This window comes from Promicromonospora sp. NPDC023805 (genome assembly GCF_040639635.1).
Taxonomy (GTDB): domain Bacteria; phylum Actinomycetota; class Actinomycetes; order Actinomycetales; family Cellulomonadaceae; genus Promicromonospora.
Genome location: NZ_JBFAAH010000043.1, coordinates 1 through 15760, shown reverse-complemented (window position 1 = coordinate 15760; position 15760 = coordinate 1). Strand labels below are relative to the sequence as shown.

Below are 15760 nucleotides of genomic sequence, written 5' to 3'. Positions count from 1 at the left end.
GGCTCTGTCGCGGGCAGGTGGGTCAGTGGCGGGTGGCGCGGTAGATCTCGCGGACCACGTCCTCGATGTCGGGCTCGGTGATCGACAGGTCCAGCACCTCGGCCCGCTCGGAGACCGCGGCGAGCACGCGCGCCGCCGTCGTGCGCTGCGGGTCGAAGGCGAGGCGCTGCCGCAGGCCGCCCGACTCGCTGCGGACGTGCTCGGCGCCGTCCAGGTCGACCAGGTCACTTGTCGGGGTGGCGAGGTCGACGACGAGCTCGCGCCGTGCTCCGACGGTCCGGGCCAGCCCGCCGAGGGTGCCGTCGAACGCGAGCTTGCCGTGGTCGACGACGAGGATCCGGTCGCAGAGCCGCTCGACGTCGCCCATGTCGTGCGTGGTGAGCAGCAGCGTCGTGCCGTGCTCGCGCCGCTGCGCCACGAGGAACTCGCGCAGGCGCTGCTTGGACAGCACGTCCAGGCCGATGGTCGGCTCGTCGAGGATCAGCAGCTCGGGTCGGTGCAGCAGCGCGGCAGCGACCTCGGCCCGCATGCGCTGTCCCAGCGAGAGCTGGCGCACCGGCGTGCTCAGGAACTCCCCCATCTCGAGCATGTCGACCAGCTCGGCGGTCCTGGTGCGTTCGTCGGCCGCGGACAGGGAGTGGATGGCCGAGAGGATGGAGAACGACTCCCGCACCGGTAGGTCCCACCAGAGCTGCGACCGCTGCCCGAAGACCACGCCGATCCGGCGGGCCAGCGCGCGGCGCTGCTTCAGGGGGTGCAGCCCGGCCGTGGTCACCGTGCCGCTCGTGGGCACCAGGATGCCGACGAGCATCTTGATAGTCGTCGACTTCCCGGCGCCGTTGGCCCCGATGTAGCCGACCGCCTCACCCGCCTCGACGGTCAGGTCGAGGCAGTCGACGGCGACGTGCCTGCTGCGGCGGAGCCGGTTCTTGCGGTCCGGTCGCCCGGTGAACACCCGGGTCAGGCCGTCGGTCTCGATGATGTTCATCCACCCGCTCCTCGGTAGTGACGAAGGCCCCAGCGCCAGCACAGCCCCGCGACGGCGACCGCCCAGAGGGCGGCGACCGGCGCGAACCAGCCCAACCAGGTCGGCAGCCCGACGGGACCTGGCATGCCGAGCAGCGTGGCCACCGGCAGGTAGGCCGCGAAGGCCACGGGAAAGATGCCGCCGAAGACGACGAGCAGGGCGCGCGGCCACACACCGGCCGGCTGCGTGGCCGCGTACCGGCCGCCGTAGACGAACGCGTTGGTCATCTCGGAGCCGTTGATCAGGAAGAACTGCAGCCCGGCGGCGGTGACGAACTGCGCGGCGAAGATGACGAACCCGGAGGCCAGGGCGAGCACCAGCAGGCCGACGGTGCCGACGCTCCAGTCGATGTCGTTGAGCACCAGCCCCACGGTCAGCGACGTCGCACCCACCAGGCACCGCCCGATCCGGCGCAGGCTGAGGTCGCTGGTCATCAGCTGTGCCAGCAGCGGCTGCGGCCGCAGGAAGAAGACGTCGAGCGTGCCCGCTCGGACGTATACCGGAAGGTGGTCGCAGTGCCCCGCGACCAGGTCGGCCAGGGAGAACGCGAGGTCGGACAGGCCGAACACGAGCATGATCTGGGCGAACGTGAACCCGCCGATCTCGCCCGTCGCCGAGTACAGCACCCAGATCTCGGTGAACTCGATGAGCCCGACGAGCATCGCCCCGACCAGGTCCATCCGGAAGCTGGCCCGGTGGCTCGCCTGGGAGCGCGCACGGCTCGCGAGGACCGCCCGGTAGGCGCGGAACGCCTGCGCCCTGCGCAGCGGTTCAGCCACCCTGCACCTCCAGCCTGCGGCGTCCGGCCCGCGTGGTCAGGTACCCGACGACGAGCACCACCGCCAGCCACACCAGCTGCACCCCGAGGCGCTGCCACGCGGCCGCCCCGGTGACCTGCCCGGAGAGCACGTCGATGGGGAACTGCATCATCGACGGGAAGGGCGTGAGCAGCGTGAGGGTCAGCAGCCAGTCCGGGAACAGGTAGATCGGCGTGAACAGTCCGGCGAAGAACCCGGAGACCGCCATGTAGAGCACGCTGACGCCGCGGGTCTCCACCAGCCAGAACCCGGCGGTGGCCACGACGTACACGGTGGCGTGCGAGACCGTGATGCCGATCAGCAGGCTGGTCAGCCCCAGCGCGTACGCGGCGGCGTCGGGCGGCAGGGCCATGCTCGACACGAGCACCCCGATGACGACGCTCGGCAGCCCGCGCGGCAGCAGGGCGAACAGCCCCTTGCCGATGTCCGTCAGCACGTTGGCCGCCTGCACGCTCACGGGCCGCAGGAAGTCGACGGCGACGTCGCCCGACTTGATCCGGGTCTGGAGGTCGCTGCCGCCCCAGAAGTTCACCGAGCCGAGCATGCCCTGGCCCAGCCAGACGAACGCCGCCATGGTCGCAGCGGAGTAGCCGGCGAGCTCACCGCCCGAGCTCTCGACCGCCGCGCCCATGATCCCGCCCTTGAGCAGGCCGAAGGTCGCGTTCGCCACCAGGCCGGCGAGCGTGGCCAGCGGGTAGGCGGACTGCCCGCGGAATCCGGCTACCAGGAACCGCCAGTAGGGGTTCCGGGCGGGGGAAGGGAGCGGGCGCACAAGCGCGAGACCTTACTCGCCCGGCGGCCGGATCTCACTAGTTTTTAAGAATCGTCCTGCCAGGTCGACACGCACGCCTCGTTGCCCTCGACGTCGGCGACCACCCACCACGCCGGGGCGAACTCGTCCGTGACCAGCCGGCCGCCCGCCGCGAGCGCCGCCGCTACCCGTTGCTCGGCCTGGTCGTACGGCACCCACACGTCCACGTGGATACGGTTGCGCTGCTCCCGCCGCTCGTCGGACTGCTGGAACCAGACCGCCGGCAGCCGCCCGTCCGGGTCGCTCAGCCGCGCCGCGGCCGCGTCGTCCGCGTGGTCCGGGTGCGCGTCGTGGCCCAGCAGCGCCTGCCAGAACGCCTGCACCTGGGGGCCTGCGGTCGCATCGATGCAGAGGGCGACCTCGCTGACTCGCGCGGGATCCGCCGCGACGTCCAGCTCGCGGGCGGCCATGGAGATCTCCCGGGCGAGCGCGACGTCCCGCGCGGACAGGCCGCCGACGTCGTGCGACCAGGTGCGCACCGTGACGGACCCGTAGCGCAGGTCGACGTCCGGATGGTGGTTAGCGGCCTCCGCGAGAGCGCCGATACGGGTCACCAGCCGCACTCCCCGGGTGAACGAGCCGGTGGCGAAGCGCGCGAGGGCGGACCTTCTCAGCACGCGCCAGTCACGCGTCCCCTCGTCCGCGGTGAACTCGGCGGCGGTGATCGCGTCGGTCATTGGTCACTCCTGGGGTGTGTGTCGTCCGGGCCACACCACCATGGCACGAGTCACCGACACTCGAACGTCGTCGTCCGCCGCGGGCGCGGCACCTCGAGGTGCCGCGCCCGCCCTGGTCAGCGGCGCTGGAGCCGCGCCACGTCCCGCACGGCACCCCGGTCGGCCGACGTCGCGAGGGCCGCGTAGGCCTGCAGCGCCGGCGACACGTACCGGTCGCGGTCAACGGGCTGCCACGGCCGCTCCGAGGACTCCATCTTGGCGCGGCGCTCGGCGAGCACATCGTCCGGCACGTTGACCCGGATCATGCGGGTGTCGACGTCGATCTCGATCTCGTCGCCGTCCTCGATCAGGCCGATGGTGCCGCCAGCGGCCGCCTCCGGGGAGACGTGCCCCACGGAGATGCCGCTGGAGCCGCCGGAGAACCGGCCGTCGGTGATGAGCGCGACGACCTTCCCCAGGCCGCGGCCCTTGATGTACGACGTCGGGTACAGCATCTCCTGCATGCCCGGCCCGCCGGCGGGGCCCTCGTAGCGCACGACCACGACGTGTCCCGGCTCGACCTGCTTGGTCAGGATCTTCTCGACGGCCTCGTCCTGCGACTCGCAGACCAGCGCCTTGCCGACGAAGTGGAACACGTCCGGGTCGACGCCCGCCGTCTTGAACACGGCGCCGTCCTCCGCGAGGTTGCCGCGCAGCACCGCGAGCCCGCCCTCGACGGTGTACGCGTGCTCGACCGAGCGGATGCAGCCGCCGGCGCCGTCGGTGTCGAGCGTCTCCCACTGGTTGTTCGTCGAGAACGCCTTGGTGGTGCGCACCCCACCCGGGGCCGCGTGGAACAGGCCGAGCGCCCGCTCGGTGGCCTTGCCGCCGCGGATGTCCCAGTCGTCGAGCCACGCGCGCAGCGTGGGCGTGTGCACCGAGGTGACGTCGTGGTCCAGCAGGCCGCCCCGGTCGAGCTCGCCCAGCAGCGCGGGGATGCCGCCCGCCCGGTGGACGTCCTCCATGTGGTAGTCCGGGTGGTTCGGCGCGACCTTCGACAGGCACGGCACCCGGCGGCTGATGTCCTCGATGTCGGAGAGCGTGAAGTCGAGCTCCGCCTCCTGGGCGGCCGCGAGGATGTGCAGCACCGTGTTGGTGGAGCCGCCCATGGCGACGTCGAGCGTCATCGCGTTGGCGAACGCCGCCTTGGTGGCGATCCCGCGCGGGGCGGCGGTGTCGTCATCGTCCTCGTAGTACCGGCGGGCGAGGTCGACGATGGTGCGGCCGGCCTCGAGGAACAACTCCTTGCGGGCGGCGTGCGTGGCGAGCGTCGAGCCGTTGCCCGGCAGCGACAGGCCCAGCGCCTCGGTGAGGCAGTTCATCGAGTTCGCCGTGAACATCCCCGAGCATGAGCCGCACGTGGGGCAGGCGTTCTCCTCGACCAGGCCGAGCGCCGCGTCGTCGACGTTCTCGTCGGCCGAGTAGTTGATCGCGTTGATGAGGTTCAGCGGGGTCTTCGCGACGCCGTCGGCCACCACGGCCTTGCCCGCCTCCATGGGCCCGCCAGACACGAAGATCACCGGGATGTTCAGCCGCAGCGCCGCGTTGAGCATGCCCGGCGTGATCTTGTCGCAGTTCGAGATGCACACGATGGCGTCAGCGGTGTGCGCCTGCACCATGTACTCGACCGAGTCGGCGATGAGGTCGCGGCTGGGCAGGGAGTAGAGCATCCCGGCGTGCCCCATCGCGATGCCGTCGTCGACGGCGATCGTGTTGAACTCCTTGGCGACGCCGCCCGCCTCGCGGATCGCCGACGCCACGAGGTCGCCCATGTCCTTGAGGTGTACGTGCCCCGGCACGAACTGCGTGTACGAGTTCGCGATCGCGATGATCGGCTTCCCGAAGTCCTCGGCACCCATGCCCGTGGCGCGCCACAGGGCGCGAGCTCCGGCCATGTTGCGGCCGTGGGTGGACGTCCGGGAGCGCAGGGGACGACTCATGACTGTTCAGCTCCTTCGATGCTGGAGGGCCGCACGCCATGCGGGGGTGGGCGGCTCCTGCACGCTACCTCCGGCGTGCTGGGACAGACAGCAGGCGTCCACAGGGTGACCGTTCTTGTTGAGTGAGCGTGAGTGAGTCGCTGCACTGTGCCGCCCGAACGGTGTTGACGGCGCCTTCCACGTTCTGATGAGTCCTACGGGCCTGCTGCGTCGAGCGCTCTCGGCGGGTAGGTGGTGGGCGGCCTGAGGCTACGGGCACGACGGGAAGGCTGGCCGGTCGACTGGCCCACGCTCGTCCTCTGTCGAGCGTGGGGTCCGACCGGCTTGCGCCTGGCCCGGTGTCCGAGTCCTCTGCGACCGATCACGACAGCGGCGGCGCGATGACCATCCACGGTCTGATCGGTGGTCTGTAGGGGCTTGACCCAGTGCTGAGCAGCCCATCGAGAGGTATATGCGGGGTCGACAGCGATCACCGCGAGCCCGACAGTCGCGGCCATGGAGGCAAGCCGGTCGCGGAACTTGGCGGTAGGAATCCCCGCGACCTTGCGGCGGAACGTCTTGCCGCGTCGACCACGGCCCATGGTCTCCCGCCCGGTGGCGCGTGCGTCATCGAACCCCAGGTTCTCGATGGTGACGCTCGCGCACCCATTCTTTTCGGCCAGGTGGATCAGGCGGCTGATCGAGTGCCGCACCTGTGCATCACGAGCCGACGTCGACCGCCCTGCGAGGTCCACGTCGAACCGGACCGGCGTGCCGACAACATTGCCATGCTCGTCCAACACGGCACAGTCCAAGTGCCCGTCGTTCAGGTCCACCCCCAACGTGCGCTGCCGACGGAGGACATCGAGCGAAGCCACTTTCACGTCGCCATAGCCCCACGAAGCGTCCACGTACCAACGGCCGCGCTCGTCGCGGTGCAGGTCGTATCGGATCGCCCGGTTGCTGGCGATCCGATCGCGCCGCTCGTCTCCGCGATGTGTGGACAGGCTCACCGGAGCGGCGAAGGACAGGTGCGTGCGACCAAGCTCAGCCACCAATGCGCCAGGGACCTTGACTGTCATCACGCCTTCGGGTGTGACTCGGATGGTTAGGTTGCCATGTTTCGTGCCCGCTTCACCGTCGGCGGTCAAGAACATCCGCTCGTCCACCCAGCGGGCATCCCACTGTGACACCGATGTGCCCGCTTCAGTCAGGTGGTTGCGGCTGCGCCAGAATCGCCCACCACCGGCGACGATTCTCGGGCGGTCCGCCTCCAAGCGGGCAGTGGCATTGCTAAGGCGGTCAGTGAGCACCGCTCGGCGCCGCGACTTGCCAAAGCGTTCGCCCTTGGACGCATAGCCCTTAACCGACCCGGCCCACGGCCGGTCGGGGGGGCACGACCTTCTCCCCGGCGGGCACGGCCATCCTGTCGGTGATGGCCTGTTTTGCCGCCGCTAGAGACGCTGCTTCCGCTGCAAGGCCGCGCATGCCCAGGTGGTAGGAGTCGATCGCTGTGCGAGTAATCGCTCCGGCCCACCGTGACGAACACGAGGCTGTGAGCGCCCGCTTGTGCTCTGCCCGCCAGGCGGCTTGCTCCTTGCCCGTCACCCTGCCCAGGCGGATCCGCGAGGCCAGCGCCCGTCGTGACAACGACCCGAGAAGCACGCCGATACGCTCCAAGCCTCGCTCCTCGTCCGGCGTCGGACGCAAACGGGTCCGGATCCGTGCCCCTCCGGGACGCGCCACGACGAACGAGTGTGCGATCTTTCGCAACCCGCCCTTCGTACGCCCAACCGGCTCCGTGGACATGCTCAGGCGCCCACCATCCGCAGAGCGACGTCATCAGATTCAGTCATGCCGCACACCATGGTGTCGTCCACCCCGCCGTCGTCCAATACCACCAATCGCGCCGCGCAACACAGCCACAGCGCTGAGGTCATCCAGCCCAGCCGGTCACAATTCTCCACGACTGCGACCGTAGCCTTCGAGTCTGACACCCAGGTGCCGCGACCGCCCCCGAACACAGGTCCACCGGACTCCCTCACTCGGACTAGAACACGTGCAGTTCACAACACCTGCCCCGTGCCGTACCGTCGTAGCAGGAGCCCGCAATGACGCGGATTCCGGCGTGCACGCGACGGGGGTACTCGAATGCGGGTAACAGAGGCTTTGCGGCGCAAGGGCGGCTCGGTCGTCACGATCTCGCGCGACCGGAGCGTGCGCGACCTGCTCGCCCTCCTCGCCCAGCACGGCATAGGCGCGGTAGTGGTGTCCGACGACGGAGCGAGCGTCGACGGGATCGTGAGCGAGCGCGACGTCGTCCGCCGCCTGCACTCCGACGGCGACGGCATCCTGGACGGCCCGGTGGAAGCGATCATGACCGCCGCGGTGCACACCTGCGGGCCCGCGGCGACGCTCGACGAGCTGATGCCCTTGATGACGGAGCACCGAGTCCGGCACGTCCCCGTGCTCGTCGAAGCCCGGCTGACCGGGATCGTGAGCATCGGCGACGTCGTCAAGCACCGGATCGCCGAGGTGCAGGCCGAGCGCGACCAGCTGACGGCCTACATCACCGGCGGGCCGTAGGGCACTCCCAGTGCTGTAGCCGCAGAGCCGACTCGGCGATGCACCGGCCCAGGCGCCTACGCGATCGGCTAGGTGCTGTGGATAACTTTGCCCTGCCGCGCAGCCGGTGCCGCAGGATTGTTGGCATGGAAATCCCCGGTGTGCTCGACCAGGCGCGCAAGCTCAAGCAACTACTCGTCGACTACGTTGAGACGCCCGGCTTCGCCCGTCGGGCGGAACGCGAGCTTGCGCTGGCACCCGGTGGAGCCAGCGACGATCCGGAGACGTTCCGGACTGCCCGGATGCAGGTCCTGGAGCGGATGATCTTCGTGCCACCGGCGCCCGGTAGGCCAGCGCTGCTGGACCGATACCGGAAGTTCGCGAAGGGCCTGCCTGACGCCGACAGGGCGATGCTGGACTCCTGGTCCCGCGGTGCTGCCGAGGGCGTGTTCAAGGTCTTGGGCCGTGCTGCCGACCGGGTCGTTCTCCGCAACGTCTATGACAACCTCACGTACAAGGTCCGCTCGAACGTCGGTGACGACGTGCGCCACACGAAGGCGTTTTCACTTCTGGCACCGAATGACATGGTGTCCTGCCGGGTGCTGCCCATCGGACCCCGCACCTGGACGTTCACCGGCGACGTCGTCAAGATCCCGGAGCACGAGATGGTGAGCTGGCTCACTTTCGCGTCAATACTGAAGACCCCTGGCCTGGCGTTCCGTAATCCGGCCCGGCACGCGCGAGCTCTTGAGATCACCGCAAGGAATCACGAAGCGTTCGTCGAGCTCTTTGAGGGCCCGATCGCGGTAGGAACCGCCAAGGAGACCGTCGAGGCCTTCGACGAGCTCGGCCGTGAGCTCGACGGCTACGACAAGGAGTTCCTGTTTGGCCCGGTCGAGATCGAAGTCGAAGACCTGCGGCGTCGCGTCGACGACCTCGAGGACGCTGCTGGAGAGAGCGACTTCGCGGAATGGGAGGAAGCGCGGGACGAAGAGTGGCACAAAGAATGGGAGACGCTCGAGCGGAGCGAGTACGCGCTCGTGCACCATCCCGTGCGCGGCCTGCACCTCACATACGGACTGACAGTCGCCACCGTCGCCCTTGATGACAGCTTCGAGGACGACTTTCCGCACCTCCCCTGGATGTCGTTCGATCGCAAGGTCAAGTTCCTGCGCGCCGCGCTGAAGCGGACCGACATACCGTCCTGTGTGTTCGAGCTCCTTGTCCCATTGTCAAAGAGCCCCCACGCGCTGTTCGCCGCAGCTCTCGACCAGCCGGGCTTCAGCTGGGAACGCGACGGCGCGGATCTGCTCGCCGCGCGCGAGAAGGGTGTCGATCAGTCGCTGCCTACTGTGGCGATGCTCCCGCTGTTGTAGTCCTGCCCCCTTCGACGGGCCCTGCGGCCCCGCGTCGGACATGCCGTGGGGCCATACCCCGTCGTCGTCGGCGGAGGATGAAGAAGACCAGCGCGCCGAGGCCGAGCCCGGCGACCGAGGCGAGAAGGACCGCGACGATCGGGGAGGCGCTGCCCTGCGGGGCGGACGCTCCGACGCCCTCGGGCGCCATGTCCGCGCTCGGGACGGCGGCCGGCGCCGGGACCGACAATACGACCCGGCCGTTCGCATAGCTGATCTCGTAGGTTTTGCCGCCGACCTCGAGCCGGCCCCCCTCGTTGAGGCCCTCGAACGTTCCGGTGATCTCGCCGCCGGAGGCGATGACGGGAATCTCGGAGGGAAGCGAGGCGCCGTCCTTGTGACTGACCTTGAGCATCGCGCCACCCAGTGCGACATCGCCGGCGACCTTCAGCCCTGCGGCGGTCTCCGTCTGGAAGGTGGACCCTCCCCGGAGCGTCAGGTCGCCGCCGACGGCGGCCTGCCCGGTGACACCGAGAGAGCTGTCGACGACGAGGTCCCCGGCGAGCTCGGCGCCCGCGAGCGAGAGCGTCCCCTGGGCGACAGTCCACGGACCCTTGGCGACGCTCTTCCCGGAGTAGGTGAGCGTCCTCGCCCCGGACTTCACGAGGCCGCCGATCCCCTCGACTCGACCCGCGTACTTCGTGTCCTCGCTGCTCACGACGGTCATGGTGTCGCCGCCGAGACGGAGCGCGGTGCGGCCGACACCGCTCAAGTTCCGCACGGTCTGGTCCCCCGCGGCAGTCACGTCGAGCGTCGCGCCAGGCTTCGAGAGCCCCACGCTCGCCGACGACGCGAGGGTCCCGCCCGCGAGGACGAGCGCGCCCCCCGACACCGTCGTCGGCCCCGTGTAGGCGGTGTCGCCGGTGAGTGTCACGGTCGCGGGGCCGGCCTGCTCGAAGGAACCCTTGCCCGAGATCCGGGACAGCTCGATCTCCTTCTCCGCGTTGCTGACGACGAGGGCGCCGTCGTCGACGATCTTCGCACCGTCGGTCCCGGTGATCAGCCAGGAGTCCTCACCCGGCCCGCCGCCACCCAGCCGGAGGGTCGCCCCGCTCTCGACAGTGGTCGTGCCGTCGTAGTTCTGCTGGTCCGCGAAGGTGACGTCGTTGCCCGGCGTGCCGGCGACGGTGACGTCGCCGACGGCCACGGCGTCCATCGTGTCGTGGTACTTCCCGCCGGAGATCGGCGCGCCCAGGGTGACGGGCCCGTTGTAGTCGAAGATCAGGTGCCCGCGGGCGCGGCGCGTGTACAGGTTGATGTAGATCGTCTCGCGGGTGCCGGGCAGGAAGAAGCGGTTGTGGGTGCCGTCGCCCCACTGGACGATCGAGCCCTGGATGTTAACGCCGCGCTTGTTGATGTTCTTGGGCACCGCTACGTAGTTCAGGTCGGGGTCCGAGAGTGAGGGGTCGGTCTCCGAGCCCTGGTCGCTCCAGGAGTAGACGCCGGACATGACCACGCGGCTGCCATCTGGGGCGCCGTAGAAGTTGACGTCGTTCCCCCACTCGCGGGAGAAGATGTCGAACCCGAGGACGGTGTCGTGGTCATGGGGCGTGTCCACCATGAACGAGCCGTAGTTGACCAGCCTCGACAGGTTCGGCAGGAGCGTCAGGTACTCCCGCCGGCTCGCGTGCACCCCGGTGCCGTTGACTATCGTCCCTGAGAACGAGTGGTTCCCCGCGAGGTCGACGCCGTCCCAGATGAACCGCGGCTGGTTCAGGACCCCGCCCCCGCTGAGCATGCCCGGGTGGAACAGCGCGCTGGCGACCGCGACGATCAGCGTGCCGTCGACGTGGTGGTTGAGGGCGTTCCAGGCGAAGTTGGGATAGTCGTACGGATAGTGGCCGACCCGCCCGGTCGTGCCACCGGTTCCGTCGCCGTACTGGAGCGTGGCTCCGGCGTCGACCGTCACGGCGGGCGGATCGGCGTCGACCATCCAGGCGTAGGGATGGTTCGTGATGCCCAGGATCTCCATCCGCTGCCGCCGGCGGTCCTCGGGGATCTGGAAGTCGCTGTCCGCGGTGAGCACGAGCTTGCCCCGCCCGCTGACCGTCAGGGTGCCCACACCGGAGAAGACGCCGCCGTAGACGACCTCTTCACCGTCGCCGAGCGTGATGGTGGCGTCGCCCGCGAGCTCGATGTTCTCGCCTCGCCGGACCTGGTCGGTGATGTCCGTCGCCGCCTGGGCCGGGACACAGGCCGACGAGGCGGTGGCGGACGCCAGCACGACCACGGTGAGCACCCGCAGCAGCAGACGGCGCAGATGCGACATGGAGGGATGTTAGTGCTCACTTCGCCCGTAGTCGGACAACCGTCCAGGACCACGGTCTTCGCGGCGCGACGACGGCAGCGCCCCCTACGACCGCGACATCGCCCGGTACTCGTCCTCGAGGATGCTCATCACCACGGCGTCGGCCCAGGTGTCGCCGTCGCGGTAGATGTCCCGCAGACGACCCTCCTCGCGGAAGCCGAGCGACTCGTACAGCGCCTGCGCGCGCGGGTTGATGCTGAGCACGTCCAGGCTCACCCGGTGCAGGCCGAGCCCCGGTTCGCCTTCGACGCCGTCGAAAGCGAACCGGAGCACCTCGAGGATGGCCTCCCTGCCGTAACCGCGACCCCGGTAGTTCGGGAGAAGTTGGAGCCGGAGGTTCGCCGAGCGGACGTCCTCGTCGAGGTCGTTGAGCACGATCTCGCCGATCATGTCGTCGCTGACCGGCTTGCCGTCCCGCATCGCGGCGGGGCAGATCGCCCAGTCGTAGCGGCCGGGCCGGTCGCTGACCGTGCTCGCCCACTCGTTGATCTGCTCGCGCGTGAACGTGGCGGTGGTCCCCGTCAGCCGGGTGCCCTCCGGATCCTGCACCGCCTCCCACAGGCGTTCCGCGTCGCGACCCTCGATGGGGCGCAGGCGCATCATCTCGCCGCGCAGGAGAGGCCCGCGGGTCACCTGCCCGCCCTCGAACCCAGTCTCACGAGCCGATCCGATCCAGCACCAGCTCGCGGACCCGCTTCGCGTCCGCCTGGCCCTTCGTCGCCTTCATGACGGCGCCGATGATCGCGCCGACCGGTCCCTGGTTGCCGCCACGGACCTTCTCCACGATGTCCGGCTGAGCGGCCAGGGCGTCGTCGATCGCGGCGAGCAGCGGACCGTCGTCGGACACGATCTCGAGCCCGCGCGACACGACCACCGCCTCCGGGTCGCCCTCGCCGGCCAGCACGCCCTCGAGCACCTGGCGGGCCATCTTGTCGTTGATCCGACCGGACTCGATGAGGCCCTGCAGCTGCGCGATCTGCGCGGGGGTGACGACGAGCTCCTCGAGCGTGATCTCGTCCTGCTTGGCGCGCCTGGCCAGCTCTCCCATCCACCACTTGCGCGCGCCTGCGGCGCTCGTGCCCGCGGCGATCGTCGCCTCGATGAGCTCGATGGCGCCCGCGTTGACGACGTCGCGCATCTCGGCGTCGGCGTAGCCCCACTCGGTCTGGAGCCGACGGCGGCGCGCCACCGGCATCTCCGGGAGCGTCGCCCGGATCTCCTCGACCCACTCGCGGCTCGGTGCCACGGGCACCAGGTCGGGCTCTGGGAAGTAGCGGTAGTCCTCGGCGTCCGACTTCACGCGGCCCGACGACGTCGTGCCGTCCTCCTCGTGGAAGTGGCGCGTCTCCTGGACGACCGGCAGCCCGGCGTCGAGCACGCCCGCCTGGCGGGACACCTCGTAGCGGACCGAACGCTCGATCGAGCGGAACGAGTTGACGTTCTTGGTCTCGGTCCTGGTGCCCAGCGGCGACTCGGGAGTCGGACGCAGCGACAGGTTCACGTCCGCGCGGACGTTGCCGCGCTCCATCCGCGCCTCGGAGACGTCGAGCGAGCGGAAGATGTCGCGCAGCGTCTGCACGTAGGCGCGCGCCACCTCGGGGGCACGCTCGCCGGCGCCCTCGATGGGCCGCGTGACGATCTCGACGAGCGGGATGCCCGCGCGGTTGTAGTCGACGAGCGAGTACTCGGCGCCCTGGATGCGGCCGGTCGCGCCACCCACATGGGTGTTCTTGCCGGCGTCCTCCTCCATGTGCGCGCGCTCGATCTCGACGCGGAACACCTCGCCGTCGTCCAGCTCGATGTCGATCCAGCCGTCGAAGGCGATCGGCTCGTCGTACTGCGACGTCTGGAAGTTCTTCGGCACGTCCGGGTAGAAGTAGTTCTTCCGGGCGAAGCGGCAGTTCTCGGAGATGGTGCAGTTCAGCGCCAGACCGATCCGGATCGCGTACTCGACGGCCTTGCCGTTGACCACCGGCAGCGCACCCGGCAGCCCCAGGCTCACCGGGGTGACCTGGGTGTTGGGCTCGCCGCCGTAGGCGACCTCGGCCGCGCAGAACATCTTGGTGAGCGTGCCGAGCTCGACGTGGACCTCGATGCCCAGCACCGGGTCGTAGCGGCGGACGGCGTCCTCGTAGGCGACCAGTCCGGTCGTCGTTGCGGCGGTCATCGGGCGAGCTCCGTGGTCTTGAGTTCGGGTGCCTTGTTCAGGAGAGGGCCGCCCCAGCGCGACTCGAGGGCCGCCTCGAGGGCCGCGCCCACGCGGTACAGCCGGTCGTCCGCCTTCGCGGGCGCCAGGATCTGGAACCCGACGGGCAGGCCGTCGTCGGACAGGCCGTTCGGCAGGGACATGCCGGGGACGCCGGCAAGGTTGGCGGGGATCGTCGCGATGTCGTTGAGGTACATCGCGAGCGGGTCGTCGAGCTTCTCGCCGAACTTGAACGCGGTGGTCGGCGCCGTGGGCGAGACCAACACGTCTGCCTGCTCGAAGGCCGCGGCGAAGTCGCGCTGGATCAGCGTGCGAACCTTCTGCGCGCTGCCGTAGTAGGCGTCGTAGTACCCGGCGGAGAGGGCGTACGTGCCGAGGATGATGCGGCGCTTGACCTCGTCGCCGAAACCGGCCCCGCGCGTGGCGCCCATGACGCGTTCCGCGGTGACCGGGCCCTCGGCGGGCTCGACGCGCAGGCCGAACCGCATGCCGTCGAACTTGGCCAGGTTGCTGGAGGCCTCGGCGGGCATGATCAGGTAGTAGGCGTCCAGCGCGTAGCCGAAGCTGGGGCAGGAGACCTCGACGATCTCGGCGCCCAGTGCGCGCAGCTGGTCGAGCGACTCGTCGAACCGAGCGGACACGCCGGCCTGGTAGCCCTCGCCCGACAGCTCCTTGACGACGCCGACCCGCAGGCCCTTCAGGTCACCCTTGGCGCCCTGCTGTGCAGCAGCGACGACGCCGGGAACCGGCTCGTTGATCGACGTCGAGTCGTGCGGGTCGTGCCCGCCGATGAGCTCGTGCAGCAGCGCGGCGTCGAGCACGGTACGGGTGACGGGGCCCGCCTGGTCCAGCGAGGACGCCATGGCGATCAGGCCGTAGCGCGAGACGCCACCGTAGGTGGGCTTCACGCCGACCGTGCCGGTGACCGCGCCGGGCTGACGGATCGAGCCGCCGGTGTCGGTGCCGATGGCCAGCGGCGCCTCGAAGCCTGCGACAGCCGCTGCCGAACCACCGCCGGACCCGCCGGGGATACGGTCCAGGTCCCACGGGTTCTTGGTGTTGCCGTAGGCCGAGTGCTCCGTCGAGGAGCCCATGGCGAACTCGTCCATGTTGGTCTTGCCGAGGATCGGCAGGCCCGCAGCCTTGATGCGCTCCACGAGGGTCGCGTCGTACGGCGGGATCCAGCCCTCGAGGATCTTGGACCCGGCGGTCGTCGGCAGACCCTTGGTCACCACGACGTCCTTGACGGCGATGGGCACGCCGGCGAGCGGGTGCAGGTCCTCGCCGGCAGCACGCTTCGCGTCGATCTCCGCGGCAGTGGCCAGCGCCTTCTCGGAGGAGACGTGCAGGAACGCATGCAGGTCCCCGTCGACGGCGGCGATCCGGTCCAGGTGTGCCTGCGTCGCCTCGACGCTGGTGACGTCCTTGTTCCTCAGCGCGGACGCGAGGTCTGAGGCGCTGAGCCTGGTGATGTCCTGTGTCATGTCGTTGGTTCCCATCACTCTTCGCCGAGGATCTGCGGGACGGCGAACCGTCCGTTCTCCTGCTGCGGGGCGCCGGCCAGTACGTCCTGTATCGGCAGGGCAGGCTCCGGTACGTCGTCTCGGAACACGTTCGTCAGCGGGAGGGGGTGGCTCGTTGCCGGCACGTCTGCGGTAGCGACCTCGCTCACGCGAGCGATGGACTCGACGATCACGTCGAGCTCACCGGCCAGGCGCGAGACCTCGTCCGGTCGCAGGTCGATCCGTGCCAGCGCAGCCACGCGCGCAACCTCGTCACGGGAGATGGTGGACATGGCCCCGAGTCTAGTCGCCGGACGGCGTTCGATCTCCCGGATACCCGTGCGTTCGCTGTGAGATCTCGGCTGAAACACTGCCGGAAATGCAGGAAGGGGGTGGAGCCGCACGAACCCTTGCGGGCTTGTGCTGGCTCCACCCCCTTGCTGGGAATGGTTGTCCGGCGGCGTCCTACTCTC

13 protein-coding genes are annotated in these 15760 nt (G+C 69.7%); 2 read left to right on the top strand and 11 right to left on the bottom strand.

What is annotated here, in order from left to right; all coding sequences use genetic code 11:
* Positions 1-22: 22 nt before the first annotated feature.
* From AB0F70_RS26280 to AB0F70_RS26255, 6 genes are all read right to left on the bottom strand, one after another.
* The gene (locus AB0F70_RS26280; RefSeq protein ID WP_357455855.1) at positions 23-988 is read right to left on the bottom strand and encodes an ATP-binding cassette domain-containing protein; all 966 of its coding nucleotides are present in this window, start codon (positions 986-988) and stop codon (positions 23-25) included.
* On the bottom strand, positions 985-1806 hold the full coding sequence (locus AB0F70_RS26275; protein ID WP_357455852.1) for an ABC-2 family transporter protein: 822 nt from the start codon (positions 1804-1806) through the stop codon (positions 985-987). The genes AB0F70_RS26280 and AB0F70_RS26275 overlap by 4 nt, the downstream gene beginning before the upstream one ends.
* The gene (locus AB0F70_RS26270) at positions 1799-2617 is read right to left on the bottom strand and encodes an ABC-2 family transporter protein (RefSeq protein WP_357455849.1); all 819 of its coding nucleotides are present in this window, start codon (positions 2615-2617) and stop codon (positions 1799-1801) included. The genes AB0F70_RS26275 and AB0F70_RS26270 overlap by 8 nt, the downstream gene beginning before the upstream one ends.
* A 44-nt stretch (positions 2618-2661) precedes the next feature.
* Positions 2662-3333, bottom strand: coding sequence for a VOC family protein (locus AB0F70_RS26265; RefSeq protein ID WP_357455844.1), 672 nt, complete (start codon positions 3331-3333; stop codon positions 2662-2664).
* Between the two features lie 116 nt (positions 3334-3449).
* Positions 3450-5312 (bottom strand): dihydroxy-acid dehydratase, encoded by a 1863-nt coding sequence (gene ilvD, locus AB0F70_RS26260; RefSeq protein ID WP_357455841.1) that lies wholly within the window; start codon positions 5310-5312, stop codon positions 3450-3452.
* A 194-nt stretch (positions 5313-5506) separates the two neighbouring features.
* Positions 5507-6568 carry a hypothetical protein gene (locus AB0F70_RS26255; RefSeq protein WP_357455838.1) on the bottom strand — a complete coding sequence of 354 codons (1062 nt, stop codon included), beginning with the start codon at positions 6566-6568 and terminating at the stop codon, positions 5507-5509.
* 874 nt (positions 6569-7442) lie between these two features.
* On the opposite strand from AB0F70_RS26255, the gene AB0F70_RS26250 reads away from it, so the two are divergent.
* Positions 7443-7877 carry a CBS domain-containing protein gene (locus AB0F70_RS26250; RefSeq protein WP_357455835.1) on the top strand — a complete coding sequence of 145 codons (435 nt, stop codon included), beginning with the start codon at positions 7443-7445 and terminating at the stop codon, positions 7875-7877.
* Between the two features lie 125 nt (positions 7878-8002).
* Entirely contained in the window at positions 8003-9232 is a 1230-nt protein-coding gene (locus AB0F70_RS26245; RefSeq protein WP_357455832.1) for a hypothetical protein, read from the top strand.
* Here the strand turns inward: AB0F70_RS26245 and AB0F70_RS26240 are convergent.
* The 5 genes from AB0F70_RS26240 to gatC form a co-directional block, all read right to left on the bottom strand.
* Positions 9204-11540, bottom strand: coding sequence for an autotransporter-associated beta strand repeat-containing protein (locus AB0F70_RS26240; protein ID WP_357455829.1), 2337 nt, complete (start codon positions 11538-11540; stop codon positions 9204-9206). The two genes, AB0F70_RS26245 and AB0F70_RS26240, sit on opposite strands and share 29 nt — an antisense overlap.
* Positions 11541-11624: 84 nt before the next feature.
* The gene (locus tag AB0F70_RS26235) at positions 11625-12212 is read right to left on the bottom strand and encodes a GNAT family protein (RefSeq protein ID WP_357455826.1); all 588 of its coding nucleotides are present in this window, start codon (positions 12210-12212) and stop codon (positions 11625-11627) included.
* Positions 12213-12234: 22 nt separating this feature from the next.
* Positions 12235-13746, bottom strand: coding sequence for an Asp-tRNA(Asn)/Glu-tRNA(Gln) amidotransferase subunit GatB (gatB, locus tag AB0F70_RS26230; protein WP_357455823.1), 1512 nt, complete (start codon positions 13744-13746; stop codon positions 12235-12237).
* Positions 13743-15269, bottom strand: coding sequence for an Asp-tRNA(Asn)/Glu-tRNA(Gln) amidotransferase subunit GatA (gatA, locus tag AB0F70_RS26225; RefSeq protein WP_357455820.1), 1527 nt, complete (start codon positions 15267-15269; stop codon positions 13743-13745). Before gatA ends, gatB begins: the two co-directional genes overlap by 4 nt.
* A 14-nt stretch (positions 15270-15283) precedes the next feature.
* Positions 15284-15580, bottom strand: a complete 297-nt coding sequence (gatC, locus tag AB0F70_RS26220) for an Asp-tRNA(Asn)/Glu-tRNA(Gln) amidotransferase subunit GatC (RefSeq protein ID WP_116676601.1) — start codon at positions 15578-15580, stop codon at positions 15284-15286.
* Positions 15581-15760: the final 180 nt, after the last annotated feature.